The sequence below is a fragment of the Chelativorans sp. YIM 93263 genome, assembly GCF_028767125.1.
Classification (GTDB): Bacteria; Pseudomonadota; Alphaproteobacteria; order Rhizobiales; family Rhizobiaceae; genus Chelativorans.
This window is the reverse complement of record NZ_JAKCWP010000008.1, coordinates 74,565-99,678: the sequence shown is the minus strand read 5'-3', so window position 1 is coordinate 99,678 and position 25,114 is coordinate 74,565. Positions and strand designations below refer to the sequence as shown.

Annotated in this window: 26 protein-coding genes; 12 read left to right on the top strand and 14 right to left on the bottom strand. The window is 59.9% G+C overall.

Features of this window, described 5'->3' with window-relative positions; genetic code table 11:
- Positions 1 to 36 precede the first annotated feature (36 nt).
- Complete coding sequence (locus tag LY631_RS16005) at positions 37 to 699, top strand: dihydrofolate reductase family protein (protein WP_274426591.1); 663 nt, start codon at positions 37 to 39, stop codon at positions 697 to 699.
- A 410-nt stretch (positions 700 to 1,109) separates the two neighbouring features.
- Here LY631_RS16005 and LY631_RS16000 read toward each other — a convergent pair whose 3' ends face one another.
- From LY631_RS16000 to LY631_RS15955, 10 genes are all read right to left on the bottom strand, one after another.
- Positions 1,110 to 1,730: a class I SAM-dependent DNA methyltransferase gene (locus tag LY631_RS16000; RefSeq protein WP_274426590.1), complete on the bottom strand. Its 621-nt coding sequence runs from the start codon at positions 1,728 to 1,730 to the stop codon at positions 1,110 to 1,112.
- Positions 1,731 to 2,735: 1,005 nt separating this feature from the next.
- Positions 2,736 to 3,701: a Csu type fimbrial protein gene (locus LY631_RS15995; protein ID WP_274426589.1), complete on the bottom strand. Its 966-nt coding sequence runs from the start codon at positions 3,699 to 3,701 to the stop codon at positions 2,736 to 2,738.
- Positions 3,698 to 6,136, bottom strand: coding sequence for a fimbria/pilus outer membrane usher protein (locus LY631_RS15990; protein WP_274426588.1), 2,439 nt, complete (start codon positions 6,134 to 6,136; stop codon positions 3,698 to 3,700). The genes LY631_RS15995 and LY631_RS15990 overlap by 4 nt, the downstream gene beginning before the upstream one ends.
- Positions 6,108 to 6,833: a fimbrial biogenesis chaperone gene (locus tag LY631_RS15985; RefSeq protein WP_274426587.1), complete on the bottom strand. Its 726-nt coding sequence runs from the start codon at positions 6,831 to 6,833 to the stop codon at positions 6,108 to 6,110. Before LY631_RS15985 ends, LY631_RS15990 begins: the two co-directional genes overlap by 29 nt.
- A gap of 19 nt (positions 6,834 to 6,852) precedes the next feature.
- Positions 6,853 to 7,350 (bottom strand): Csu type fimbrial protein, encoded by a 498-nt coding sequence (locus LY631_RS15980; RefSeq protein ID WP_274426586.1) that lies wholly within the window; start codon positions 7,348 to 7,350, stop codon positions 6,853 to 6,855.
- A gap of 292 nt (positions 7,351 to 7,642) precedes the next feature.
- A complete protein-coding gene (locus tag LY631_RS15975; RefSeq protein ID WP_274426585.1) occupies positions 7,643 to 9,484 on the bottom strand; it encodes a PAS domain S-box protein in 1,842 nt (613 codons plus the stop codon).
- Between the two features lie 479 nt (positions 9,485 to 9,963).
- Positions 9,964 to 10,899 carry a LysR family transcriptional regulator gene (locus tag LY631_RS15970; RefSeq protein ID WP_274426584.1) on the bottom strand — a complete coding sequence of 312 codons (936 nt, stop codon included), beginning with the start codon at positions 10,897 to 10,899 and terminating at the stop codon, positions 9,964 to 9,966.
- A gap of 100 nt (positions 10,900 to 10,999) precedes the next feature.
- Positions 11,000 to 12,148 (bottom strand): class C beta-lactamase, encoded by a 1,149-nt coding sequence (gene ampC / locus LY631_RS15965; protein WP_274426583.1) that lies wholly within the window; start codon positions 12,146 to 12,148, stop codon positions 11,000 to 11,002.
- Between the two features lie 305 nt (positions 12,149 to 12,453).
- On the bottom strand, positions 12,454 to 12,972 hold the full coding sequence (locus LY631_RS15960; protein ID WP_274426582.1) for a SixA phosphatase family protein: 519 nt from the start codon (positions 12,970 to 12,972) through the stop codon (positions 12,454 to 12,456).
- A 216-nt stretch (positions 12,973 to 13,188) separates the two neighbouring features.
- Entirely contained in the window at positions 13,189 to 13,584 is a 396-nt protein-coding gene (locus tag LY631_RS15955; protein ID WP_274426581.1) for an ester cyclase, read from the bottom strand.
- 88 nt (positions 13,585 to 13,672) lie between these two features.
- On the opposite strand from LY631_RS15955, the gene LY631_RS15950 reads away from it, so the two are divergent.
- On the top strand, positions 13,673 to 14,176 hold the full coding sequence (locus tag LY631_RS15950; protein WP_274426580.1) for a MarR family winged helix-turn-helix transcriptional regulator: 504 nt from the start codon (positions 13,673 to 13,675) through the stop codon (positions 14,174 to 14,176).
- A gap of 43 nt (positions 14,177 to 14,219) precedes the next feature.
- Here the strand turns inward: LY631_RS15950 and LY631_RS15945 are convergent, their stop codons facing one another.
- Positions 14,220 to 14,702 carry an Lrp/AsnC ligand binding domain-containing protein gene (locus tag LY631_RS15945; protein ID WP_274426579.1) on the bottom strand — a complete coding sequence of 161 codons (483 nt, stop codon included), beginning with the start codon at positions 14,700 to 14,702 and terminating at the stop codon, positions 14,220 to 14,222.
- 153 nt (positions 14,703 to 14,855) lie between these two features.
- On the opposite strand from LY631_RS15945, the gene nhaC reads away from it, so the two are divergent.
- From nhaC to LY631_RS15910, 7 genes are all read left to right on the top strand, one after another.
- The gene (gene nhaC, locus LY631_RS15940) at positions 14,856 to 16,373 is read left to right on the top strand and encodes a Na+/H+ antiporter NhaC (protein WP_274426578.1); all 1,518 of its coding nucleotides are present in this window, start codon (positions 14,856 to 14,858) and stop codon (positions 16,371 to 16,373) included.
- Between the two features lie 143 nt (positions 16,374 to 16,516).
- Positions 16,517 to 17,074, top strand: a complete 558-nt coding sequence (locus LY631_RS15935) for a DUF2239 family protein (protein WP_274426577.1) — start codon at positions 16,517 to 16,519, stop codon at positions 17,072 to 17,074.
- Between the two features lie 59 nt (positions 17,075 to 17,133).
- The gene (locus tag LY631_RS15930; RefSeq protein ID WP_274426576.1) at positions 17,134 to 17,568 is read left to right on the top strand and encodes a LysR substrate-binding domain-containing protein; all 435 of its coding nucleotides are present in this window, start codon (positions 17,134 to 17,136) and stop codon (positions 17,566 to 17,568) included.
- 181 nt (positions 17,569 to 17,749) lie between these two features.
- Positions 17,750 to 17,962 carry a cold-shock protein gene (locus tag LY631_RS15925; protein ID WP_274426575.1) on the top strand — a complete coding sequence of 71 codons (213 nt, stop codon included), beginning with the start codon at positions 17,750 to 17,752 and terminating at the stop codon, positions 17,960 to 17,962.
- Positions 17,963 to 18,052: 90 nt separating this feature from the next.
- Positions 18,053 to 18,973, top strand: coding sequence for a cation diffusion facilitator family transporter (locus tag LY631_RS15920; RefSeq protein ID WP_274426574.1), 921 nt, complete (start codon positions 18,053 to 18,055; stop codon positions 18,971 to 18,973).
- A gap of 249 nt (positions 18,974 to 19,222) precedes the next feature.
- A complete protein-coding gene (locus tag LY631_RS15915; protein WP_274426573.1) occupies positions 19,223 to 19,435 on the top strand; it encodes a cold-shock protein in 213 nt (70 codons plus the stop codon).
- Positions 19,436 to 19,626: 191 nt separating this feature from the next.
- The gene (locus LY631_RS15910) at positions 19,627 to 20,037 is read left to right on the top strand and encodes a BA14K family protein (RefSeq protein ID WP_274426572.1); all 411 of its coding nucleotides are present in this window, start codon (positions 19,627 to 19,629) and stop codon (positions 20,035 to 20,037) included.
- 78 nt (positions 20,038 to 20,115) lie between these two features.
- On the opposite strand, the gene LY631_RS15905 is transcribed toward LY631_RS15910, so the two are convergent.
- The 3 genes from LY631_RS15905 to LY631_RS15895 form a co-directional block, all read right to left on the bottom strand.
- The gene (locus tag LY631_RS15905; RefSeq protein ID WP_274426571.1) at positions 20,116 to 20,769 is read right to left on the bottom strand and encodes an MBL fold metallo-hydrolase; all 654 of its coding nucleotides are present in this window, start codon (positions 20,767 to 20,769) and stop codon (positions 20,116 to 20,118) included.
- A gap of 89 nt (positions 20,770 to 20,858) precedes the next feature.
- Positions 20,859 to 21,143 carry a hypothetical protein gene (locus LY631_RS15900; RefSeq protein WP_274426570.1) on the bottom strand — a complete coding sequence of 95 codons (285 nt, stop codon included), beginning with the start codon at positions 21,141 to 21,143 and terminating at the stop codon, positions 20,859 to 20,861.
- A 119-nt stretch (positions 21,144 to 21,262) separates the two neighbouring features.
- Complete coding sequence (locus LY631_RS15895) at positions 21,263 to 22,156, bottom strand: branched-chain amino acid aminotransferase (RefSeq protein WP_274426569.1); 894 nt, start codon at positions 22,154 to 22,156, stop codon at positions 21,263 to 21,265.
- A 234-nt stretch (positions 22,157 to 22,390) separates the two neighbouring features.
- Between LY631_RS15895 and LY631_RS15890 the strand changes: the two genes are divergently transcribed.
- The 3 genes from LY631_RS15890 to LY631_RS15880 all read left to right on the top strand — a co-directional run bounded on the left by LY631_RS15890 (position 22,391) and on the right by LY631_RS15880 (position 25,109).
- The gene (locus tag LY631_RS15890) at positions 22,391 to 22,912 is read left to right on the top strand and encodes a MarR family winged helix-turn-helix transcriptional regulator (RefSeq protein WP_274426568.1); all 522 of its coding nucleotides are present in this window, start codon (positions 22,391 to 22,393) and stop codon (positions 22,910 to 22,912) included.
- Entirely contained in the window at positions 22,909 to 23,631 is a 723-nt protein-coding gene (locus tag LY631_RS15885) for a response regulator (RefSeq protein WP_274426567.1), read from the top strand. The genes LY631_RS15890 and LY631_RS15885 overlap by 4 nt, the downstream gene beginning before the upstream one ends.
- Positions 23,632 to 23,714: 83 nt before the next feature.
- Positions 23,715 to 25,109 (top strand): ATP-binding protein, encoded by a 1,395-nt coding sequence (locus tag LY631_RS15880; protein ID WP_274426566.1) that lies wholly within the window; start codon positions 23,715 to 23,717, stop codon positions 25,107 to 25,109.
- Positions 25,110 to 25,114: the final 5 nt, after the last annotated feature.

The window sequence follows — 25,114 nt, the reverse complement described above, 5'->3', positions numbered from 1 at the left end:
TCCATTATCATGCAATAGCAAAGAAGGTGGAGCGTCATGAGAAAGATCGTAACGGGGGCAATGATGAGCCTTGACGGGGTTATGCAGGCACCCGGCGGGCCGGACGAGGACCCGACCGGCGGCTTCCGCTACGGCGGATGGGTGTACCCGCATTCCGACGAGCAGTTTGGAGAGTTCATCATAAATCGCATTTTCGGCGAGCCCTTCGATCTGCTGCTCGGCCGGAAAACCTATGACATCTTCGCCGCGTACTGGCCCTATGTGGAGGCCGGCCACCCGATCGGCTCGGTGTTCAACAGCGTCCTCAAATACGTCGCCACCCACAACCCGGATCTGGAATTGACTTGGCCGGAAAGCCGTTCGCTCGCACCCGACGCAGTCGAAGCCGTGCGAAAACTGAAGGCAGAGAATGGACCGAACCTGGTCACGCAGGGCTCGACCGATCTCCTGCAGAGCCTGTTGCGGAATGATCTGATCGATGAGCTCTACCTCACGATCTTCCCGATCGTACTGGGAAAGGGCAAGAAGCTCTTCGGCGCCGGCGCCATGCCCATGGGCTTCAAGCTTGTCAGCTCGAAGGTTTCGGACACGGGCATCATCATGACCAAGTATGAGCGAGCCGGCGCGGTCGAGACCGGCTCTTTCGGGATGGAAGAGCCGACAGAGGCGGAGCTGGAACGCCGCAGGAACCTGACCTGAGCGGGCGTGGCAGCGTCGCCGTTGCCCCAAGTGGAGGGCGGGACGCTGGCATACCGCTCTCCGTTCCCTGGGCGAAGTGCTTCGACGCAGCCTAACCGGATGGCCTACGCAAGCGCCGATGCTTCAGTAGATCGCTTCGGGGTCGCGAAACACGCCGCTAGGGCGGCGCGTGTGTCGGGAGTTCTTCTCCGTGATCGTGATATCCGGCACCAAAGCTCAGGCATAGATACCAAGGTCAGCCTTGGTATGACGAAGGCATAGATGGTGGCGCTAATCTCTGACGTCGGCGATTGGCCGAAACTTTCTCCACCGCGTCATCCCAAGACTTGATCTTGGGATCCATGCCTGAGCGGTCACGAAACGCACCGACGTTTCGGAAGGCGCCTCACACGTTGCTGTCCGCGCCGACTTTAGAGCCTGCGCACGGCCCAAACGCGGGCACCCAGCCCGATCGCGGGCAGATGCGGGCCGTCTTCGGCCATGATCTTCTCGACTCGACCGTCGGCGATGGCCTGGTTCAACTTCGCTTCGTACTGTTTGTCTTCAAGCGTGTGATCGTTGAGCGAGACGACGAAAATCCCTCCAGGCGCCAGGCTCGCGATGGCAGCGTCGATATTTTCCGCTGGAGCCGCCCCTGCGCCGATCGCGCCCACGGCCGTAATGGCCATATACTGCCGGTCGCCAATATCGAGAACTGCATCGGGATCCGCACGCAGGAGATCGCGATAGATCCCCTTGGCGCGCGCCTTCTCCAGCATGCCTTCCGAGATATCCGTGCCGTCGATCGTCTCAAAACCTGCCTCTTTCAGCGCCACACCTGAGATGCCGGTGCCACATGCGAAATCCAGAATCGGAGCATTCTTGTCGGCGAGATGATCTGAAAGAGCAGCAGCACAGCGACTGGGCGTGCGGTAATCGTTCTCGCGTAGGTCTGCGTCGTAGCTGTCGGCCCAACGATCATAGTACCGGCGCATGCTCTCACCGCCATCCGCCTCGTAAACGTTGTCCAGGAATGCGCTTGCAGTCGCCATTTCTGTCTCCGTGTTCTTGGGAGAACCTCGGTATCACCGCCGACACGGATATTCAATAAACGACACTTCATACTCAAAAAGCGACACGCATGAGCTTCCGCCTTGAGACGGTATCTGCGGGCGGAAAGCGATTTTGTTTTGAAGGGCGGCGGTTCACCGCCGCCCGGTGCCGCCGGAGCGTGCCGAGGTCATGTTGAGTGTCGGAAACAGCACACCGTCTCTTGATAGAGCCTCAGACGGAGGTGGACAGAGATGAGGAGCCGTGTGCCGTGCCTTGATGCCACCAAGTATGGCCGCAAGAATGGCTGAGTCGTTCCGCTGACGATCCCCTTCCCATCTTTCCCTGGCCTATGGGCCGCACTGCCAGCGCCCATCAAAGGTACGGCTCGCTCCGTCCGCCCGCTCATAAACAAGTGTCGCTGGTCGGACCGGGGCCTCGCCGCCTCCGCTCGCAGGTCCGGTGATGGAGACCTTGATCGTCTTGCCCCGACCGGTGAAGGTCGGGTTATCGATCATTCCGCTAAATCCACCGGGCGCGCCGACGCGCTCCACATAGCCGGAGACCTTGGCGACACCCTGGGCTGGTTCGTCCGATGCGACAATGCCCGTGGCAAAGAGGACCGGCGGGGTATCACCTGTCGAGAAGCTGCAAGCGAGCTCGCCGGATAATCCGGCACCCTCAAGGTCGCTTTTTGTCAGTTCATCCAGCTGGATTCCGAGCCGTCCCCGCCGACGGTCGGCGTGGCGGTATCTTCCAACACAGGCGGTTCAGCCGTGGTAGCTTGGTCCGATGACGAACACCCTGCCAGCAGAGCTTCCGCAATGATGACGATCACAGCGGCATGCGGAATTCGTTTGGGTGGGAAATAATGGATCAATTTGTGCGGCAATCGACGGTTTGTGGCGGGTAGCGAACACGAAACAGAAAACTACGTCTACTCTATAGCTCTACAAATTGACACCTGAAATCGGGCGCAGCGTAGCCGGTAAAGATGCGGCGCGCTCTCAATAGGTCACCGTAACGACCACGGTGTCGGTGTAGGTACCTGGTCCCGGTGTCGGTTGTGCCGGCACCCTGCCGTAGACCGAGACGCTCTGCGTGGCCCCGGTGCCGCTGCCGGAAAGCAATTGGCTACCGGAACTCCCCCAAGGCTGACTGCGGGCAGTGTCTTTGTAAAGGCCATAGACCACTGCCTGCCCACCAAGAGTCATGCGCCTCGCGGTGGGGCCGGTGCCGGTCAGTCCATTGTCAAGAGCAACCGTATAAGCTGTTCCTGGTGTGCAGGTGACGTCGAGGCGACCGGCAGCATCGGCCGCCGTGTCCAAAACTCCGTGAGAACCGAAATCGATATTCTGCGCCGTTACGCTGCAGTTCGGCACAACATTGGCCTGTACCATGAAAGGGGGGCGGATCGTGTTTTGGGTGACATTCGAGCAGTTGGCTGGCAGGAGCAGGCTTGCGACATAGTTGAAGGTGACCTGGGCGCCCGAGAAGGCCGACGTGTAGAACCCCGTCGCGGTACTCTGCTGACTGGGCAGGACCCGCCCATAGATGGTTGCGGTTTGCGTCTGGGGGATTCCGAGCAGAAGGGTGTTGAAAATAAGGGCAACGGGGTTTCCAAGCGCCGGCTGCTCGCGTGACCCCCACGGCGTCTGGCGCGCGGCATCCTGAAAAAAATTGTAGTTCAGGGGGGCATTGGCGGCATTCCGCATCTGGCGCGTTCCTGATGTCGCGCCACCTGAGCCTGCATTCAGGTTGAGGCAGACGCGGACCGGAAGAACCGGGGCGAGCAGAGCCCTGCATGTAACGCTCACGCTTCCGGTAGCGTCCACCGCCGCGCCGGACAATGTGTCCACATTGCCAAAATTCACGTCCGTTACGCTGAATGAGCAGGTTTGCGCCCGCGCCATGCCTGCCATGAGAACGGCGCCAAGGAATACCAGAAACGGCAGCAGCAGCCTGCGCATCATTGAACTTTCCGGCAGACCGCACCGGGAATGGCGACCTGCTCTCCCTGCCGCGGCTGGAACGTAAACGTCGCCTCGCACCGGCCGCGCGACGGCTGATCGATGATGACCGTGTTCTGCTGCCCAAGCCCGGTCACGTAGGCCTGCCCGTCATAGCCGACGACAAAGCTTTCGGAACTGCCAGAGAGATGGCCGGTCGCTCCCGTCTCGGCAAAGCGGCCTTCCTCGTCGCGTAGTGTTACAAGAGCCGCCTGAGGGCTGGAATCGACGTCAAACTTTACGACCGTGCCGCTTCGATCGGCCGGTACTGTGGTCTCTTTTGTGCCATTGACGGTCGCATCGACAGGAAGGTTTGTCGGGTCAATTGTGATTTTGTTTGGCTCGTGGGAGCGCAGGTCGGACAGCAGGAGCTTGCCGCTTCTATTGGTCCGTCCGACAGGCCTGTTCTCATATTCGACCTCGACGCCGGGAGCCCCGGTATCGACAACAGCAAAGGCGTCGTTGACACGGTTCGACAGGAACACGCCACCACCGGCAAGCACCACGGCCCCATCGACCTGGGCCATTGCTCGGTACAAATCCTCGTATTGTTCGACCCCGACCTCGAATTGGGCAATCGGTGCACGATATCTGACCGATGCGAGCCGGTTCGTCCGAGCACCTTCGGCATCTCGAATACGCCAGCCAACACTACCGATCTCATTACCATCAGATTTGATCAAGTCCGTCGTCACCGTTGTTCCCTCTGAATCGGAGGAAGTTCCGACCGAAGCATGGATGTCGCCCCCGAAGGTCATCGACAGGCCAGCAAATGCACCGAAAGAGTCATCATTCTCGAAATCCTTGTAGGCGGTAGCGAACAGCGACGCTCTACTGCCAATAGGACGGCTGAATGAAAGCCCGAGAATGCGCGATTCGTCACCATCAAACGACTCGAACTGCGTATAGCTGATGTTGAACGTTAACGGATCGAACTTCAGGGGAACCGAGAGCGAGACTTGATCCAGCGATCGAGGTGGCGCGGCACTGAAGATGTCGAAATCAGGCCACGACGACGACAGGGGTGCGGCTGTTACAGCGGCAATGTCCAGATAATCGCCAAAGGTGCGCTGCATCCGTCCATAAAGATTCAAATCCCACAGCTGCAGTTCGACGCTGCCAGCGATTTGATGTCCGGTCCGTCCATCATAAGCGCTCGCCGCCGCTGCGAACGATCCGACGCCGTAGTCCCCGATGCCGAATACCGCTCCTGCGCCACCGTTCAGGAGGCCGCCCCCACCTTCGGCGTGCGCTTCAAGCGTAAGCCAGTCGCCGAGACCGTAGCGCACTGTGCCCGAAGCCATGAAGCGGCTGTCGTAATCGTTCGATTCGAGACCATAGAACCGGCGTGCAAAGCCCCCCTCCGCAGAGAAGTCCCAAAGTCCGGGAGCAAGAAGAGCGGATGAGGCAAAGTACGGCGTCTCGGTAACGATTTCCCGCCCAAGCGCGTCCCGCACCACCACTCGAGCCGTGCCGCTGCCTGTAACGACCGGGAGGTTCGTGATCTCGAACGGACCGGGCGAAACCTGCTGCGACAGGCGGCGGGCATTGTTGACATAGACGTCCACAGTTGAGGGGACGGCGGCAGACCCGGAAAGCTCGGGCAACGGCATTGTCACCAGATCCGGCCGCAATCCGAAATTGCGTTGGACCTGAACGCCGCCAAGCCGCGTCGGACGGGTCCAACTCAGACCACCGGTGATGATATCGCCGGCGCGATAGGTAATCATCGATCCAGGGTTGGAATACGACCACGTTGTATCAAGCCGCGTGGAATCGTAGGCTTCGTCGGGCGAACTGCTGACGATCTGGGAATGGCTCAACACACCAAGCGGGCTGAACACGCGCCCCTCGAACCACCCCGACACACCCTCGAAGCCCCACATATCGTCGATCCCGTCACCGCCGGTACTCGCATATATCGTGTAGTTGACGAGGCCTCCCACTCCGCTTTGGGCGCTTGGCACTTCAGAGTCCGTCTTGTGAGCCTCTATGACGCGGGTGGAAATAGCGTCATACCCCACCGTGAAATGGATTTCCTGTGCGGTTTCGTCGAACTTGTAGGAAACGTCCGAAAGGCGGGAGATCGCGACGAGGCCTTCCGATGTCACCGCCTGTTCGGCGGGATCAATTCCGACATTGCGCAATTGATCCGGTGCGATCGCAAGACTTCCATCCGGTTCTTGCCGGAATTGCGCAATGAGATCAGTCGGTCTGCCATTGATAAAGACCTCAAGCTGGAGGCTGCGAGCAGTGCCCACTTGTTGTTGGGCCGTGCTCTCGGGCATTTCCACCGGCGGGAGCGAGTGCGCAAAGGCGAGGGAACTGTCCGGCGAAGGCAGCAATCCGATAGACATTGATGCCAGTAGACTACCCGCCGCCAGTACGCGCGGTCGCATCGAAACGTCCTGCTTCGCTATCAGCACTGATTGTTATCGTCCCCCCGGATGGGCTACCTGAACTGTTACCAGGTACGTCCCAACTTGCAGTCGCATTGCCAAGGACATAGCCCACAAGCCCGTCTTTTCTGGCCAGGACTCTTCCGTTGTCGCTCAGAGCGAGATTGGACACCTTGAGCCGCTGCGTTCCTGTGTTCCTGACGACGACCTGATAGCCGCCTTGAACACGTCTGACGGACCATAACGGATTGGGGCCCGTGGTCTCGGCTGGGCCGAAGAATACGGGGATCGAATGGCGCACGACCATTACGACGGTACCATTTTGACGTCGAGATGGGTCAGGCAACTCATCGACAACGATCCGATAGCTTTCTTCCGCCTGAACCGGCCGTTTTGTGGTCCTGACGATCCGAATAAGGTTCTCGCCGCCGGGTGGGAGGCTAGTTATTGGCGGGCTGGCCACGACATCATTCGTCGCCTCATAAACATCCTCGCCGTCTCGCTGCGACCAACGGAACGCCCGGACCTGCACATTTGTGGAACGGCTTCCTTCGTTCCAGACGCGAATCGTGGACGCTGCTGTTGGAGCCTTGAGATCGAGGACTACCGGAGCAACCCTTAAGGATGCCGCGAGCACCAGACTGGTAAACAGGTTGCAGAAAATACCGACGATCGCGGAGATGAACAATCGCTTCATGCTATCCTCCAGACGTTCGTCAGTACGTCACCGTCACTGTTATCACGTCGCTGTAGGTCCCAGGTGTTGGAGTGGGTTGCGCCGGCACTTGGCCGTAGACCGTGTATATCTGCTCGGAACCCGTCCCGGTCCCTGTGACGGTGTCAGTCCCGGTCGTATTACCCCAGACATCTGTATGTGCCGGGTCCGTGTAGAGTGAATAAGTCACGGTCTCGGCGCCGGGGCCCGTCATAACGCGCGTAGCGACTGTCGCACCGGCGCCTGTGCCTTCATTCAGGCCGACATCGTATGTGGTCCCGCTGGTGCATTGGACGGCGATTGCGGTTGTCGCCGCAACTGCCGTATCAAGCATGCCGGATGCGCCAAAGTTCAGGTCGTTTGCCGAGTTAATCTGACATTCAGCGTTGATGGTGATCTGAACGTTGAATTGCGTGGTAGCAGTCTGGGAGAAAGCCGTTTCTGACATCACGGCCGACATGGCGAGCAGCCCAACAAGGGCTACGAGACGGTTCCGCATTCATCCTCCTTCACGGCAACCGACGAGGGCGAACGTCGCAAAGCGGTTCGTCTCAACGGGAATCCCCAACCGGAACTCAAAAATAACACACAGCACTGCTTAGCCAAGCAACAAGTCGTCACCATCCAACACTTAATTCATCTTGCGCTGGCGGCACTGTGCTACTGGGAGAGAATGTCTCAGTTGCGGCCGTTCAGATGGTCTGCAGGGCGGACCCCAACTGATGAGGCGACCCAAAGGCGACTTCGGCAAACAAACACGATCGTGGCCGGCTATCTTCCGCGGTGTATTGTTAGGATGCCAGCGTTGCCGCTTCCTCCCATTGGACCTGCAACGGCGCATCCACTTCGCAGGTTATGCCTGCTGCTTCATAGGTTATGTTGACCTCACCATCGAGCTCCGCGGACAAAAGCTCCTCAATCAGCCGCGACCCGAACCCCTTCTGAAGCGGCGGTTTGACGGGAGGTCCGCCGCGTTCCTCCCATTGCAGGGTGAGGCGCGGTTGGTCACCGGGCGTTACCGCCCAGGTGATGGTGACCTGGCCCGAAGAACGGGCGAGAGCGCCGTGTTTGACAGCATTTGTCGCCAACTCGTGCAGTGCCAGTGAAAAGGCCAGCACCGCCTTCGAAGGTAGCCGCACCTCCGGCCCCCTAACCTCGAAATGGTCCCTCTCATAGGGCGAGAGCACTTCGGCAATGAGGGCCGACAGTTCGGCTCCGCTCCAGTCTCGGGCCGTCAACAGATCGTGTGCCCTCGACAGGGAGAGCAAGCGCGCATCAAAAGCATCACGCGCTTCTTTACTGCTTTCTTTCCCCAGGGTCTGCCCGGCGATTGCACGGACTGTGGCTATCGTATTCTTCACGCGATGCTTCATTTCGCCGATAAGGAAGCGCTCCAGCCGCTCGGCCTCCTTTCGTTGGGTAATGTCGCGCGCGATCTTCGATGCTCCGACGATTTTGCCTGATGAATCGCGTACCGGGGACACCGTGAGAGACACGTCGACCAGCACGCCGTCCTTGCGCCGACGCTTGGTCTCATACGTCTCGATTCGCTCCCCCCGGCTGATACGCTCGATGATCATCGGCTCTTCGTCCGGCCGGTCCTCCGGCACCAGGATCGTAACGGATTTACCGGCCACTTCCTCGGCGGTATAGCCGTACAGCTGCTCCGCACCCCTGTTCCAGCTCGTTATCTTTGTGTCGAGATCGGTGCTTAAAATGGCATCTTCCGACGAGGCGACAATGGCGGCAAGCTGATGCAGCGTCTCCTCTTTTTCCTTCCGCTCTGTGATATCGACGGCTGCACCGGGGAACCGCTCAGGCCTCCCATCAGCATCATAGAGGCATTCGCCGCGGACCTCGATCCATCGAACCGTCCCGTCAAGCTGGAGGAGGCGATATTCCTGGCTGTACTTCTCGCCCGTTTGAATCGCGTCATCGATTGCGGCGGCGATCCGATCACGATCGTCGGGATGAATGCCGGCCATGTACTCCGAAATCGACGTGCCTTTCGCTCCCTTCGCGGGATCGACCGAGAACATCGCCGCGAACCGGGCATCGGAATAGAACTCGTCCGATTGTACGTGCCAATCGAACGTTCCAACCATTTCGGATGCGCCCAGTGCATAGGACAGACGTTCTTGCGACTTGGCCAATGCCCGTTGCGCCAACACGCGCTCGGTGGTCTCATTTACAATGCAGATTACTCCTTGGACGCGACCACCTTCGTCGCGAACCGGAGAGGAGGAAATGTCGAAGTACACCTCTTCAGGATAACCGCGCCGCTCGATCAAAAAAGGGCGGTCGTTGGCGAAGACGGTTTCGCCATCGCGGTACACGCGCTGAAGCAATGGCTCCAGGTCCTGCCAAAGCTCAGCCCAGTTCTCGCGAGCAGGACGGCCGAATGCTCGAGGATGCTTCTCGCCGATAACGGATGCATAGGCATCATTGTAGAGCGCCACGAACTCCGGGCCCCAGAAGATGACTATCTGTGCCTGCGCGGGCAAGATGAGACTGACGGCAAACCGCAAGGAGTGCGGCCACCGAGAAATTGGCCCCAAGCTGGTGCTTGCCCAGTCGTAGGAGCGGATGAGAGCTCCCATCTCGCCGCCCTTACCTGGAAACTCGATACTCACCAGCGTGGCCCCTCCCCCTTGTCGTACGCAATGAACCGCCTCTAGGATGGGATTGTATCATGATGTATCCGTCGTTCCGACCTGTTCGCGGGCCGCAGTTTCCGGTGGAATCGCCGGACAGTCTCGACATCTCTTAGCCTATGTCCTCTTTTGCGTACAAGGTTGCACGCAGGGCAATAGGGCCAGCAGAAACCTTTCGGATTTCCTCTATCTCATCGCGGATGCCATGGCGATCGGGGTGCGCCAAATTTTACAAGATAGTGCGGAGAGGAATGCTTCTGAGCGGTCTTTTGGCAGCCCGGCTTAGGATATCGGCTGCGCCGTCTCCAAGCGCCCCCGGCCGCCCCAGAATAGCGCCGATCAGAACATCAATGCGAAGACGGGCGCGACGAGCGCCGTCACCACACGATCGGCAGCACCCTTCCGAAGATGTAACCGGGAGATAATGTCGGCAAGCACGAGGAATACGGCTCCCGCGATCATGCTGGCCGGGATCGCGAGCCTTGTCGCCACGCTGTTGATCCGTGAGCGGAGGCCTTGTGCTGAGGCTCGGCTATCTCGGTTCGCAGCCAATCTCTGAAAATCCTCATTGCCGGACTTTCTGATCGGCTCGACAACATGGTCAGCCAATAACGTCCGGTCGCGACCTCTACCGCAAAAGGCCGGAAAAGGCGGTGTGCGGCAAGCCTCGCAGAGAACATCGGAACGGGCAACAGTGCGATGCCTTGCCCCATCTCGGCAACGTCAGCCATGACAACAGAACTGTCGAAGATCGGCCCATCCAGAACGGGTGTCTTCCCTCCAGCGGCACGGAACCACAACGCCCATTCATCGGCCCGATAGGACCGCAACAGGGTGTGACGCGCCAGATCGGCCGGGCTGGTAAGGTCCGATGCAATATCTGGCGCACAGAGCGGACTGAGGGGCGCATCCATTAAAGGTTGTGCGTCGAGGCCCGGCCAACGTCCATCTCCGAAGCGTATCGCCATGTCGAGCCCCTCCTTCGGCAGGTCGACCCGGTTATTGTTGGTTGCTACACGAACTTCGATGCCGGGATGTTGGGCATGGAACGACCCAAGCCTCGGCAACAGCCAGCCAACAGCAAAGGTATTCACGACGCCGAGATGCAATGTCTCGCGATAGCGCCCGTCGCCAAAGCGATCGAGAATCTGCCCGATCCTGTCGAAACTCTCCGTCAGGATGGGAAAGAGTGCCTTGGCTTCGTCCGTCAGCAGCAGACCGCGCGGGGTGCGGAGGAACAATTGCACCCCAAGCAGGTCCTCGAGGCCGAGGATCTGGTGGCTGATCGCAGCCTGGCTGACGCGGAGCTCGATGGCAGCGCTGGTAAAACTTCCCTGGCGGGCAGCGACTTCGAAGGCGCGAAGGGCATTGAGAGGTAAGTGAGAGCGATCCATACAGATATTCCAAGCGGCACCTCCCCTGATCCTGGCGCAGGAAGGGACGGATGTCTTGCGAGATCATCCGGCCCGACCACGACAGTAGAGCCCGATCAGGTCAATCGTGGAGCAAGGCCTCGATCAGGTCATAGGTCGCGCGAACCCGCGCCTCGTTCGGGAAGTTCCGGTTGGCCAGAACCACGATACCAAGCTCCTCACCCGGCACCATCGCAACATAGCCGCCGAAGCCGTTGGTCGAACCGGTCTTGTTCAGGATCACGTTGTCCTGCGGGGCCAGCGGCGGTTCGATGCGGGTCATCGGCTGCGGTTGTAGGATGAAATCGTAGCCGTTACCATTGACCATGGCCTCGACATCGATGGGCCAGGGATATTGCTCCCAGATCATGTTCTGAGTGAAGAATTCCGAAGCGAACTGCCCCTGCCGCGTCCGGTCCACTGCCGCGCGCAGCTCCGGGCTGACCTCGCCCCGCCCAAGCTCGATATCAAGAAACTTCAGCATGTCGTGCGCACTGGACTTCACCCCGTAGGCCTCGGCATCCAGAACGCCCGGGTTGACGCGGATGGGCGCATCAGTTTTGCGGTCGTAGCCGAAGGCATATTGATCCATCTTTGCCGCAGGCACCTCGATCCAAGTATTTTCGAGGCCGAGTTCCGGCAAGAGAACGTTCTGAACAGCCTGTGTGTAGGACATTCCCAGGGCCGAGGCCGTGATATGTCCGAGCAGCCCGATACTGATGTTGGAATAGCTGCGCTGGCCCGGTGCGGCTGGCTGCCAGTCCTTCAACCAATCCACCAACGCATCGGTTGAATCGATTTCCCCGGGGACCTGCAACGGCAATCCGCCGGAATGATGCGTCGCGAGATCCATAAGTGTCATGTTGTCGCCAATCGAACAGACATCGGCGCAAACGTGTTGTGAAACACTGTCGTTGAGGGACAGGATCCCACGCTGCTCTGCCAATGAGGCGAGGGTCACGTTGAAGAGCTTGCTGAGCGAGCCGAGCTCGAACAACGTGTTCGGCGTCACGGGCCGGACATCGCTGCGCGAGGCGAGCCCTGTCGCGTAGTAACTGTGCTCGCCCTTCATCGTGACGCCAACGATCAGTCCGGGGATTCGGTATTCTTCGACAGCCCCTCTGAAGGCAGAACTCGCCGCTTCCTGGATCGTATCGGAGGCTTGGGCGAAAGAGCTGTTAGGCACGGCGAAAGCGAAAGCCGCTAACATCAAGGTATTCATAAGTTTCATGGTGAAGCTCGCATTTTGTTTCGAGCTGGGGATTAGCTTTGTCGTTTAACCACTTCAAACGAGAAAAACTGCTCGGAGACATAAGGTGAAATAATGTCATGTCCTTGCAAGAGTCCTGATCGCAAGCGTCACAGGTGCATCGCTCGCGAATGGCGCGAAAGGGCCTTAGCTGCCGCTTTCGTTCTGCAATCGTGTGCTTGATGGAAGGGCGCTCCCCATTGTGGGGGTGTCCGGCAGGATAGAGGGGAGCAAAGGCACGTGGCAGCAAAGCATAGCTGGCGGACGCTGTATGGCGGTGCCAATTCTCAGGAAATATCCTTTGGCCGCAGGAATTCCGTCAGCCGGGCTGAGCGGACCTCCAGCTCCGACCACTTCTGCGCGACTTCGAAATGCGCCAGCGCCGCGGTGGGAAACTTCCCGCCCATCCGTCTCAGCGCGGCGGCATCGGACTCCGGTGTGCAAAGCAAAAGCGCCAGATCGCCGATACCAGGATTGTGGCCTATGACCAGAACGCGCTGTGCTTCCTCGGGCACATTGTTAATGAAGGACAGGATGCGGCCGGCCGGCGCCATATAGAGCCCCTTGTTGCGCTCCGCCTCCGGCATCCCCTGCCCCAACTCGCCGGCGACGAGCCGCCAGGTCTGGCGTGTACGCAAGGCCGCGGAGACCAGAACGGCATCGGGAACCCAACCGCGCGCGGCCATGGCCTGCCCGATCAGCGGCGCGGCCTCACGCCCGCGCGGCGCCAGCGGCCGGTCGAAGTCGTCCAGCTTGGGATCGTCCCAGCCCGATTTGGCATGACGCAGAAGAATGAGCTCGCGCATCCGCCTCTCTTTCCGATTCCGGAGTCAGATGCGGGGTAGCACGAAGGCGGGCGCTGCGTAAGCCGCACATTTGACCCGGAAGCAGGATAATATGATACGCGCTGCGATTAGCAGCGTGCCATCGTGAGATTTGTCTTCACCGGAACACCATCGCCGTCACGATATCGCTCCACGGTTTCGCATATCGCGCTCGACCTTTGGCGCGATGCCCTGCCGTCAGAGCGTCACCGCCCCTAGCTGCTGCAGGACGCCCAGCCGATCAACCTGCAGCCACGCCCGGGTGAGCTTGCCACCACGCGCATGATAGATAGCGATCCCTTGCTGAACTGCGACCTTCCCCGTTGGGGCAATCCCGGACAGCGGCCCAAGATGCGCCGCCTCGAAGCGCCAGCGCACGCACACCTTGTCCCCGGCCGCGAACAGATCCTCCAATTCGAACCGCAGATCGGGAAAGGCCGTGACTATCCGTTCGACAGTTTGCCGAAAGCCTTGCGGTCCCTGCTCGCCGCTGGCGCCGACGAAATCCTCCGACAGATAATCCGGCAGCCGATCGAGTGCGCGCGTATTGAGACAGTCCTCATATAGGCCTCTGACGAGTTCAGACGGGATCATGGTATACCTCATTTTGACAGCACGTTGTCATTTTACAGTTCGACAATATGTTGTCAATATGCTAACAAAGTAGACATTGGAGATCACCATGCGTACCCCTCAGGGTGAAGAATTGAGCCGTCTCATCTGGCACATATTGGAAGCCGCCAACCGCCTGACCGAGGCCGGCAACCGGCTGAGCGCGCCCTTCGGATTGACCGCCGCGCGTTGGCAGGTCATGGGCGTCATTGTTGAGCAGACCGTAACTGTAGCAGATATCGCCCGCCAGCTCTCGCAGACGCGTCAGGGTGTCCAGCGATTGGCTGACGAACTAGTGCGCGACGGACTGGCGGGTTACAGCCCGAATCCGCGGCACGTCCGCGCCAAACTGCTCGCCCCCACGCCTCAGGGAATTGAGAGCTACCGAAAACTAATGGCGGATCAGGCCAAGTGGGTGAACGCTCTTTCCGCCAGTATGCGGGTTGAAGACATCGCCGCCGCCCGGGGGCTGCTGGCAACACTCAGCGCGGCACTGAAAGCCCAAGCCCTGTCATTTAGCGACGAGAATGGCCCGAGCTTTGCGGAGCCGAACCCGCCGGCGGCGTCGCGGTAGACATGTCGCGAACACGGCAGACACATCTTGCCACGTCCGGCGTTCACGCTCCGGCCCGCGGAACGGGCAGGGTCACCTCGTCCTTGACCGTTTCCATGACCACATAGGTCTGGGTTTGCAGGACGCCGGGCAGCTTGGAGATCACGTCCCCCAGCACACGGCGATATGCCTCGATGCTCCGCGTCCTCACCTTCAGGAGATAGTCATACCCGCCAGCGATCATGTGGCATGACTGGACCTCCGGCACGCGCCTGACCGCCTGATTAAACGCGTCAAGATCATCGGCCGTCGTTCCCTTGAGCTGCACCTGCACCATGACGATGTGGGCGGCCTCCATCACCACAGGATCGAGCTTGGCGAAATAGCCGGAGATGACCCCGGACCGTTCGAGCCGGCGTAACCTTTCCGCACAAGGCGTTTTTGTCAGGCTGACGCGGCGTGACAACTCCACCACGGAGATTCGCCCGTCCCTCTGAACTTCTTCGAGAATTCGCAAATCCGTGCGATTCAATCCACCTGCGATCATGTATATATTCCTACAACAACCGAAGATAATAGGACTTTCGCCTGATTTATCCGGAAATTCAGGGCCAAAACCTACTTTATTCCGGTTAATCTCCAGGATAAAGGCGAAAACGTCTTACGGGAATTCAATACATCTAAAAAATGGGAGAGACCGATGGCTTCAACTGGCAAGCCCCTGCCCAGCCTTCCGCTGGCACTCACGCCTGTGCTGCTGACGCTCGTCGTCCTGGCGCTGCAGCTTTTCTACTTCGGCGATTTCACGCCCCATGTGCCGCTGGCGATCGGCCTGGCCATCACCGGGCTTGTCGGTCTGAGGCTAGGCTACAACTGGAGCAACATCGAAAAGGGCGTCTTCCACGTCATTCACGTGTCGCTGCCATCGGTCTCCGTGCTGATCACGGTGGGCATGATCATTGGCGTGTGGATTGCCAGTGGAACGGTGCCGACTCTGATCTACTACGGTTTGACGATCCTTTCACCGCAGATCTTCCTGGCCGCCGCAATGATCCTGTGCGCGATCGTCTCGGTATCGCTGGGTACGTCCTGGGGCACGGTCGGCACAGTCGGCCTCGCGCTTATGGGTATCGGCGCCGGTTTCGACATTCCCATGTACTGGACGGCCGGCGCGGTGGTCTCGGGCGCCTTTTTTGGTGACAAGATCTCGCCGCTCTCCGATACCACCAATCTTGCGCCAGCAGTCACCGGAACGGACGTGTTCTCGCACATCAGGAACATGATGCCCACGACGGTTCCGGCCATGCTGATTGCGTTGGCGATTTATCTCTTCGCCGGCTTCGCCGTCATCGAGGGCGGAGACGTGTCCTTTGCCCGGATCAATGCGATCACCGAAGCGCTCCAGGCGAATTTCCACATATCGCCCTGGCTGCTCCTGCCCGCGCTTCTGGTCATCGTTCTGGCCGTGAAGAGAATGCCGCCCATCCCTTCGCTGTTTGCCGGCGTGTTGGCCGGCGGCGTTACGGCCATGCTGGCGCAGGGCGAAGGGCTGCACGCCATCTTCACCTATGCCAACAGCGGCTATTCGATCGACACCGGAATCGAGGCGATGGACAGCCTACTCAATCGCGGCGGCATCCAGTCGATGATGTGGACGATCTCGCTGGTGCTGATCGCGCTCGGCTTCGGCGGCGCGCTTGAGCGGACCGGCTGTCTGGAGACGATCATCACGGTCATCATGTCGAAGATCCGCAGTTTTGCCGGCATCCAGACCGCGGCGATCGGCACTTCCATGGCGACCAACCTGGTGGCCGGAGATCCATATCTGTCGATCGCACTGCCCGGCCGCATGTATGCCCCGGTCTATCGCGGCATGGGATACTCCACGCTCAACCTGTCACGCGCGATCGAGGAAGGCGGGACGCTCATTTCGCCGCTCATCCCGTGGAATGCCGGCGGCGCATTTGTCATCAGCGCGCTGGCGCTGGGCGTGGCGAGCGGCAATATGGAGAACCTGCTCTACATCCCGCTCGCCTTCGCCTGCTGGCTGTCACCCGTATTCGGCATCATCTACGCCTTCACCGGGCTCTTCTCGCCAAAAGCCAGCGAGGAGGAAATCCAAGGCTGGAAGGAAAGCGGCGAAGCAGTCGCCAACCTGACCGACCATGGCTGGGACGAAGAGGAAGAAGAAGTCCCCACTCCGGTGGCGACGGCCTGACGGGACAATGTTTCTCGGAAGGAAGCCCCGCTCGGACCACGAGCGGGGTTCTTTTTTTGATCGCCTCTCCATTTTTACCCGGGATATATTGACTAACTAAAACCCGGGTGATACGCACCCTGCATTCATGACAGGAGAGACCGATGCAGAGTGAAAGCGCGACCTGGACCGCCTTCGAGGGCGAGAGGATGGTGGCTTCGGGATCGAAGCTGGACGTGGTTCTGGCGCTGAAACAGGCCGGGCGCACGGAAAACGTCCTGATCTTCGACGACCGTACAGGACGGCAGTCCGATTTCGACCTGAGCGGCAGCCTCGAAGACGTGGTCGCGCGGCTGAGCGCGGGGACGGAAAACAGGGCGCGCTCGCGCGGACGGCCGAAACTCGGCGTCGTGGCGCGCGAGGTAACCCTCCTGCCCCGGCACTGGGACTGGCTGAACAGCCAGCCCGGCGGCGCCTCGGCGACGCTACGCAAGCTGGTGGACGCCGCGCGCAAGACCGATGCCGGCGGCGAGGAAAAACGGCAGGCGCAGGCCGCCGCGGACCGCTTCATGATGGCGATGTTGGGCGACCAGCCGGGCTATGAAGAGGCCGCACGCGCGCTCTATGCTGGCGACAGCACGCGGTTTTCCCGGCTGATCGCAAAGTGGCCCGCCGACCTGAAGGCGCATGTGGAGCGGCTGGCAGAGCCGGCCTTTGCGTAAGCCGAATAGGAAGCGGGTGCGACGGAACACGCGCACCCGCGTTCTCTTCGGCCGCCTCTATGGCTGAGCTCGACCTTCGCGAGCACTACGTCGTTGCGATGCGCAAAGGGCATCCGGCAGCCGAGCGTTTCGATCTCGATCACTGGCTAGCCCATCCGCACGTGCTTTTTCCAGGCTGCGGCCACAGAGCAGGCCCCCTGCATGAGGCGCTTGCGGGAAGCGGACGGGAACGCAGGATCGGCATGGTCGTGCCGGCTTTCTCCATCGTGCCGAAGCTCCTGGAAAGCTCTGATCTCGTCGCGATACTGTCGAGCCGATGCATTCCGGCCGAGGAGCAAGCCTCCCTGGAGGTCTTCGATGCAACGCTTCCGGTGGATGGCTTTCTGCTGCATCTTGCCTGGCATGAGCGTGCGGATGGCGACCGGGGCACACGACATGTGACGGGGATTCTGCGTCGACCCCCGGCAGGCTCCTCGCCGCCCGAAAAGCTTTGAACGTTATCTTGTTTCAGCCACCGATTCGTGCCATATAATGGAAGCGCTCGGGTGGTTGCAGCCCCGGAGACTGGACGCGTCTTATTGAACGACCCTTTCCCCGACATAGTAAGCTCTCGACGACGGCGAAACTGTGCACGTTGCACAGACGCAATTCACTAAAAGGGAAAAGGAGTTTCCCATGCCACAGACCGGCACCGTAAAGTTCTTCAACGCCAGCAAAGGCTTTGGCTTCATCACGCCTGACGACGGCGCGAAGGATGTGTTCGTACACATCTCCGCAGTCGAGAATTCAGGCATGCGCTCCCTCACCGACGGTCAGAAGGTTTCCTTCGACGTCGAGCCGGATCGCATGGGTAAAGGCCCGAAGGCGGTGAACCTTTCGGAGGCATGAGCCGTGGGCTGCGACGCGGCCTGAACGAGTTTATGAAGGCGCGAGGGTTTCCCTCGCGCCTTTTCTTTATTGGCAGGCATGATGGAGCACATGCACTCGCATACGCATCACAGGGCGGTCACAAGCTCCGGCCGGGGTCGTCGCCTGCTCATTGTTCTCGTCCTCAATCTCGGCATCACTGCCGCCGAGCTTATCGGTGGCGTGGTTTCCGGCTCGCTCGCCCTGCTCGCCGATGCGGCGCACAATCTTTCCGATGCCGCCGCGGTTCTCGTTTCATATTTCGCCTGGCGCATTTCACTGCGCAAGGCCGACAGGCGCCACACCTTCGGCTATGCACGCGCCGAAACCGTGGGTGCCCTCGTCAACCTGACCGTCCTGGTCGTCATCGGGCTCTATCTTCTTTACGAAGCGGCAAACCGGCTGCAGGCGCCGGGGGAACTTGCCGGCGGAACGATGCTGGTCGTGGGTCTGCTCGCACTCATGGAGAATGCGGCGGCCGCGTGGATTCTGCGTAAGGAGCTACACAATCTCAATGTGCGGAGCACATTCTTGCACATGGCGGCGGATGCCCTTTCGACCCTTGGCGTGATTGTCGCAGCGCTGGCGATCATGGCCTGGGGCTCCGGCGTGAGCTGGATCGACCCGGCCATTACGGCGCTGATCGCACTCTACATCCTCATCCACGGCACGATCGAAATGCGCGAAGCCGTATCCATGCTTATGGAGCGCGCTCCCGACGACGACCTCGACTATGACGCGATGCTCAAGGACCTGAAGGCCGCGCCCGGCGTTGCCGATGTTCACCATCTTCACGCCTGGCGTCCTGCGCCGGAGATGAAGGCCATCGAGATGCATATAGCGTTCAACGAGACGGACCTCGCCCGCGTAACCGCGGTGAAAGAAGAGTTGAAGACCATGCTCCGCCAGCGTTACGGCATTTCTCATGCGACCATCGAAGTAGAATACGCGGGAAGCATCACGCATGATGGGCAGTTGATCTGGAAAGAATAGCGACACAAAACTTTCGCTTGCCCGTTTTGGGAAAATGAGGGACAATTTCGCTCGTTCGGGCATTTGCGGGCCCGGAGACTGGAATAGCATGCCCCGGTATACGACAAAAGCGCCCGGGAAGTCGCGCATAGAAGAAGTCCGCAGGATCGGGCGCGAAGCTGACTGTTTCTTCTCCCCCAGTAAAGGACCGAGGAACTGGACCAGAGTCTGGTCCGCAACATTGACTATCGGGAGAAAGGAATCCTTCCCATGTCGCAGAGCGGAATCGTTAAATTTTTCAACCAAGACAAAGGCTTCGGCTTCATCACGCCGGATGACGGGGAGAAGGACGTCTTCGTCCATATCTCGGCGGTTCAAGCTTCGGGCCTGCCGGGCCTCGAGGATGGGCAGAAGGTGACCTACGACACTGAGCCCGACCGGCGCGGCAAAGGGCCAAAGGCCGTCAATCTGGCCCTCGGCTAGGCCCTCGTCATACGCCGTCCGGGGGCGGCGGCAGATTTTCCCACGCCGGCCACGAGCCGGCGTTTTTCATGCGCGGTACGTTCCGGACGCCGCGATATGGCCGCGTTTAACCATTCATATACCGTTCAGCTACGGGGGCGTAAATTCCGCCATCATCATGCGCGATGGCGCATAGTATGGAGACTGTCAGGATGAAAAAGATCTTCAAAAGTACCGTTCTCGGCATGGCAGTTGCGGCGACGACCCTCGCGGCCGTTCCGGCGGAGGCCCATGACCACTGGCGGCGGCATCATCATCGTAGCGACAGCGGCAACGCACTTGCCGCAGGAATCGCCGGCCTTGCAATCGGCACGATTGTCGGCGGCGCCCTTTCACAGCCCTCCGGCCGCGTATATATCGACCGTCCGCCGCAGCGGTATTATCGACCGGCGCCCGTTTACCGCGCGCCCACCTATCGCGCACCCGTGACCTACTACCGGAGTTATGAGCCATGGACGCGGGAATGGTATCGCGCCTGTGACGCGCGCTACCGCAGCTTCGATCCCGCATCCGGCACCTTCCTCGGCTATGACGGACAGCGCCATTTCTGCGTGATCAGGTGAGATAACAGGCTTAGGGGAGCAAGGCAGTAGGGACACAGCGAGATAGGCTACAGCTTACTCCCTGTTTTTCTTACTGCCCTACCCGCTCTGCCCTACCAAAAACGGATTGTCGCGCCGCTCGTCGCCGAAACGTCCGCCCGGCCCGTGGCCGCAGAGAAAACCTATATCGTCGCCAAGCGGCAGCAGCTTGTCCTTGATCGAGCGGATCAGCGCGTCATGGTCGCCGCCCGGCAGGTCCGTGCGGCCGATGGAGCCATTGAACAGCACATCGCCGACATGAGCGAACTTGGCATCCGGATTATAAAAGACCACGTGTCCCGGCGCATGTCCTGGACAGTGAAAGACCTGGAATGAATGGTCTCCGAACGCGACCGTTTCACCTTCGGCCAGAAAGCGGTCCGGCGTGACATTGCGCACCGGCTCAGACAGTCCGAACATCTGGGCTTGCGTTTCAAGATTGAGAAGCATTTCTCGGTCGTCCTCGTGGGGACCAATGATGTCCACCCCGAGCGCCTCCTTGAGATCCATCGCCCCGCCGGCGTGATCGATATGCCCGTGGGTGAGCCAGATCGCGTCAATGGTTACGCCGGTTTTGTCGATCGCCTCGCGAATGCGCTCGACCTCCCCGCCTGGATCGACGACGACCCCGCGCATTGTTTCTTCATCGTAGAGAATCGCGCAATTCTGCTGAAACGGGGTGACCGGAATGATCCCGGCTTTGAGCGTGCCCATACCGACTGCCTCCTGCGTAATTGTCTGTCGCGTTGTGACAAAACAAAACGGGCGGCACCAGCCGCCCGTTCACACTCTTCCGAAAAAATTTACGAGGTCTTCTTCGTCGCACTCAAAACCGCACCGACAATCCCGGACAGAACGCCGCCGCCTGCGACGCCGCCAACGGCATGGCCGAGCAGCCCGCTCAGCGCGCCAGTGTCGCCGCCCAGGCTGGTGAGCAAGGCACCGCCGCCCACTCCCCCTACGGCGCCGGCTAGAATTTTCGTTATTTGCCCCATCGCCGCGCCCTTGAACGCGGCTCCGACTGCCTGTCCGCCGACGATACCTGCCACCGCTTGAACGATGATCGGCAGAATAATCGATTGCATCATTAATCCCTCCTAATCATGCCAGCATCGTTAGCCGACAAGTCTATAAAGATACCGTTTTTGACCAAAGTCAAACGCGGAGGGATTATTAAATTTTCAAAGTGTGTATACCTTGCCTCTACTTACTCGGCGGCAAGTCTCTGCCGAGGGCGCACCTCGTCGGCATAGTCGTTCATCAAAAGCCGGGTAATTTCCCCCACCTGGAAGCGATAGGGGCCAATCTCGGAGACCGGCGTGACCTCCGCCGCGGTGCCCGCGAGGAAGCATTGCTCAAAGCCTTCCAGCTCATCGGGCATGATGGCCCGCTCGACCACCTCGATGCCGCGCCGCCGCGCAAGATCTATGACCGTGCGGCGGGTGATTCCATCGAGAAAACAGTCAGGAACCGGCGTGTGAATGACACCGCCCTTCACGAAGAAAATGTTCGCGCCAGTGGCTTCGGCGACCTGGCCGCGCCAGTCCAGCATCATGGCGTCGCTGTAGCCTTTGGCTTCGGCGGCGTGCTTGGAGAGCGTGCAGATCATGTAAAGGCCCGCGGCCTTGGACTTCGACGGAGCCGTCTTCGGGTCGGGTCGGCGATACTCGGCCATGTCGAGGCGAATACCCTTCAGCCGCTGCTCCGGATCGAAATAGCTCGGCCATTGCCAGCAGGCGATGGAGAGATTGATCCGGTTCTGCTGCGCCGAAACACCCATCATCTCGCTGCCGCGCCACGCGATGGGACGAATATAGGCATCTTCGAAACCCTGCTTCGAAAGGAGCTGCCGGCAGGCCTCATCGATCTCCCCGACCGACCACGGAATCTCGAACCCCAGGATGCGCGCTGATTCGTGCAGCCGCTCCGTATGCTCCGTGAGCTTGAAGATCTCGCCGCCATAGGCCCGCTCGCCCTCGAATACCGCGCTGGCATAGTGCAGACCGTGGGTCAGTACGTGGATTTTCGCATCCGCCCATTTGACGAATTCACCGTTGAACCAGATAACGCCATCAAGCTGGTCAAAAGGAACAGATGCCATCGTAATTTCTCCTGCGGGCTCGATACCCGAACATCCCGTACTAAGCACACATCAATGAAACCGGTGTACCCCGACCTATGCAAATAGCTTATCGGAAGTTCCCGAAAAAGGCTTCCAGGATGCTTTTTTGTTCGCCAGATAACTGAAAGCTTGTCAAAAATTATCAGCCTCGCCTAATTATGTCAATAAAGCTGACATAAATTTGCGCACGTAGAAAGAAGGACAAGAAGCCCCATGACGCCGAGCGGGCAGCCCGAAGCACATCGCGATGCGGAAGACATCGACTTCGCGTTGATAGAGCTGCTGTTTTTCGCCTATCGCGACTTCACCTCGGATCCGGATGAGATTCTGGGGCGCTACGGCTTTGGCCGGGCACATCACCGGGTGCTTCACTTCGTCAATCGCCGACCCGGCTTGACGGTGGCCGAGCTTCTGGAAGTGTTGCGCATCACCAAGCAGAGCCTTGCCCGCGTGCTCAAGCAGCTCGTGGACGGCGGCTATATCATGCAGGTTCAGGGACCGCGAGACAGACGACAGCGTGAATTGTATGCTACAAACAAGGGCCACGAGCTGGCGCTGGCGCTGGCCATGCCACAGTCCCGCCGCATCCATGCGGCACTTGAGGAAGCTGATATTGACGATCGTAGAGTGATCGAGCGCTTTCTGAAGAGCATGGTGAACGCGGAACTGCGGACCCAGTTTGACCGGTCACGCTCGAAGTACGGCCACTCGTTCGACGGAGGACGCGACGAATGAACGAAAGCCAGGTTGCCGCGATCGGCGGGACCGTTCTGCCTGACGACGCCCCCCATCTTCTTGTCGTAGACGACGACACGCGTATCCGCACATTGCTGGACCGCTATCTGCGCGAAAACGGCTTCAGGGTCAGCATCGCCGGCGATGCGGAGGAAGCCCGGCGCAAATTGCGCGGACTGGATTTCGATCTTCTCATCCTGGATATCATGATGCCGGGGGAAGACGGCGTGACGCTGACGCAAAGTTTGCGCAAAACGAAAGAAACCCCGATTCTCCTCCTCACGGCGCTTTCCGAAACGGAAAGCCGGGTGACCGGACTCGAAGCCGGCGCCGACGACTACCTGCCCAAGCCGTTCGATCCGCGCGAACTGCTTTTGCGGGTGAACAACATTCTGCGCCGTGGCGGGCAACAGACCACTCCGAAGCTGGAGCAGGTGGTTTTCGGCCCCTACACATTCCAGATCCCCAGGCGAGAGCTGAAGCAAGGCGGCAAGTTGCTCAAGCTGACCGACCGTGAACGCGAGATCATGGCGATTTTCGCCGAGCGCGCCGGCGAAACCATCGCTCGCCACGAACTGGTGGGCACGGATTCGGATGTGGGCGAACGCACGATCGACGTGCAGATCAACCGATTGCGGCGCAAGATAGAGCGCGATCCATCGAATCCGCTCTGGCTTCAAACGGTCCGCGGTATCGGCTACAAGCTGAGCGTTGAATAGCGCCACGGCGGACGGTTTCAGTAAGACGCCCGACCCTCTACAGTAACCGTCGCTTTAGAGCGGTGCGAACGGGCGGAAGGCGCATGACGAAATACGATATCCGGATCGGCGGAAGCGAGAAGCTGCAACGGGCGACGCCGGCGCTTCGCCGTGGCTGGCGCCGCTTCGGGCGTATTGTCTCTCACTACATGCCCAAGCGGCTTTACGCGCGTTCTCTCATCATCGTCATCGCTCCGATGATCCTGCTGCAATCCGTTGTCGCCTTCGTCTTCATGGAACGCCACTGGCAGACGGTGACACAGCGGCTCTCCGAAGCCCTGACGCGCGACATCTCGGCCATCATCGACCTGATCGAGACAACCGATGTCTCGCAGGAGGAGATCATACGGATCGCGCAGGAGCGGCTTGCTCTCAGGATCAGCATCGAGCCGGCGGAGCCGCTGCCACCGCCGGGGCCGAAGCCATTCTTCTCGATTCTGGACCAGACGCTCGGCGAAGAAATCACGCGACAGATCAGCCGCCCCTTCTGGCTGGACACGGTCGGAAACTCCAACATCATCGAAATCCGCATACAGATCGACAATGGTGTTCTTCGCGTTTTTGCCCGACGGAGCCAGGCCTATGCTTCGAACACACACATATTCCTTCTGTGGATGGTGGGCACCTCCCTGGTGCTGATTACAATTGCCGTCGCGTTTCTGCGCAACCAGATCCGGCCTATCCTGCAGTTGGCCGAGGCAGCGGAGAGCTTCGGCAAGGGACAACCGACACCAAGCGACTTCCGCCCGCGCGGCGCGGAAGAAGTGCGCCGCGCCGGCACAGCGTTCTTGCAGATGCGCGCGCGAATCGAGCGCCAGATCGAGCAGCGCACCGCCATGCTGACCGGCATCAGCCACGATCTGCGGACCATCATCACGCGCTTCAAGCTGCAATTGGCCGTAGCCAGCACCAAGGAAGACAGGGAGGCATTGGACCAGGACATCGAGGAAATGCGCTCGATGCTGGAGGACTATCTGGCCTTTGCACGCGGTGAAGCCACGGAGGAACAGGGCGAGCTCGACCTCGCCGCCTGTTTTGAGAAGCTCGAAGAAGAGGCCGAACTCCGCGGCTGCAACTTCAAGGCGTCGCTGAACGGCGACCCTAAAATCCTGGTCCGTCCGAATGCGTTTTCGCGTATGATCAGCAATATCGTCGGGAACAGCTTCCGCTATGCCTCGCGCATCATCATCGAGGCACGGCATGGCGGGGGCGTTCTGATTATCACCGTTGACGACAATGGGTCCGGAGTTCCCGCGGAGCAGCGGGAGGATGTTTTCAAGCCCTTTGTGCGTCTGGACCAGGCCCGCAATCAGGACGAAAGCGGCACCGGGCTTGGCCTCTCCATCGCACGTGACATCGCCCGAGGGCACGGCGGCGATATCGTCCTCGACGACAGCCCGTTGGGAGGCCTGCGCGTCATCATCCGCATCCCCGCGTAATCAGG

Bases quoted from the DNA above. Each gene is read 5' to 3' on its own strand.
- LY631_RS16005 (WP_274426591.1), top strand. From the start codon at position 37: ATGAGAAAGATCGTAACGGGGGCAATGATGAGCCTTGACGGGGTTATG.
- LY631_RS16000 (WP_274426590.1), bottom strand. From the start codon at position 1,730: ATGGCGACTGCAAGCGCATTCCTGGACAACGTTTACGAGGCGGATGGC.
- LY631_RS15995 (WP_274426589.1), bottom strand. From the start codon at position 3,701: ATGATGCGCAGGCTGCTGCTGCCGTTTCTGGTATTCCTTGGCGCCGTT.
- LY631_RS15990 (WP_274426588.1), bottom strand. From the start codon at position 6,136: ATGCGACCGCGCGTACTGGCGGCGGGTAGTCTACTGGCATCAATGTCT.
- LY631_RS15985 (WP_274426587.1), bottom strand. From the start codon at position 6,833: ATGAAGCGATTGTTCATCTCCGCGATCGTCGGTATTTTCTGCAACCTG.
- LY631_RS15980 (WP_274426586.1), bottom strand. From the start codon at position 7,350: ATGCGGAACCGTCTCGTAGCCCTTGTTGGGCTGCTCGCCATGTCGGCC.
- LY631_RS15970 (WP_274426584.1), bottom strand. From the start codon at position 10,899: ATGGATCGCTCTCACTTACCTCTCAATGCCCTTCGCGCCTTCGAAGTC.
- ampC (WP_274426583.1), bottom strand. From the start codon at position 12,148: ATGAAACTTATGAATACCTTGATGTTAGCGGCTTTCGCTTTCGCCGTG.
- LY631_RS15960 (WP_274426582.1), bottom strand. From the start codon at position 12,972: ATGCGCGAGCTCATTCTTCTGCGTCATGCCAAATCGGGCTGGGACGAT.
- LY631_RS15955 (WP_274426581.1), bottom strand. From the start codon at position 13,584: ATGATCCCGTCTGAACTCGTCAGAGGCCTATATGAGGACTGTCTCAAT.
- LY631_RS15950 (WP_274426580.1), top strand. From the start codon at position 13,673: ATGCGTACCCCTCAGGGTGAAGAATTGAGCCGTCTCATCTGGCACATA.
- LY631_RS15945 (WP_274426579.1), bottom strand. From the start codon at position 14,702: ATGATCGCAGGTGGATTGAATCGCACGGATTTGCGAATTCTCGAAGAA.
- nhaC (WP_274426578.1), top strand. From the start codon at position 14,856: ATGGCTTCAACTGGCAAGCCCCTGCCCAGCCTTCCGCTGGCACTCACG.
- LY631_RS15935 (WP_274426577.1), top strand. From the start codon at position 16,517: ATGCAGAGTGAAAGCGCGACCTGGACCGCCTTCGAGGGCGAGAGGATG.
- LY631_RS15930 (WP_274426576.1), top strand. From the start codon at position 17,134: ATGGCTGAGCTCGACCTTCGCGAGCACTACGTCGTTGCGATGCGCAAA.
- LY631_RS15925 (WP_274426575.1), top strand. From the start codon at position 17,750: ATGCCACAGACCGGCACCGTAAAGTTCTTCAACGCCAGCAAAGGCTTT.
- LY631_RS15920 (WP_274426574.1), top strand. From the start codon at position 18,053: ATGCACTCGCATACGCATCACAGGGCGGTCACAAGCTCCGGCCGGGGT.
- LY631_RS15915 (WP_274426573.1), top strand. From the start codon at position 19,223: ATGTCGCAGAGCGGAATCGTTAAATTTTTCAACCAAGACAAAGGCTTC.
- LY631_RS15910 (WP_274426572.1), top strand. From the start codon at position 19,627: ATGAAAAAGATCTTCAAAAGTACCGTTCTCGGCATGGCAGTTGCGGCG.
- LY631_RS15905 (WP_274426571.1), bottom strand. From the start codon at position 20,769: ATGGGCACGCTCAAAGCCGGGATCATTCCGGTCACCCCGTTTCAGCAG.
- LY631_RS15900 (WP_274426570.1), bottom strand. From the start codon at position 21,143: ATGATGCAATCGATTATTCTGCCGATCATCGTTCAAGCGGTGGCAGGT.
- LY631_RS15895 (WP_274426569.1), bottom strand. From the start codon at position 22,156: ATGGCATCTGTTCCTTTTGACCAGCTTGATGGCGTTATCTGGTTCAAC.
- LY631_RS15890 (WP_274426568.1), top strand. From the start codon at position 22,391: ATGACGCCGAGCGGGCAGCCCGAAGCACATCGCGATGCGGAAGACATC.
- LY631_RS15885 (WP_274426567.1), top strand. From the start codon at position 22,909: ATGAACGAAAGCCAGGTTGCCGCGATCGGCGGGACCGTTCTGCCTGAC.
- LY631_RS15880 (WP_274426566.1), top strand. From the start codon at position 23,715: ATGACGAAATACGATATCCGGATCGGCGGAAGCGAGAAGCTGCAACGG.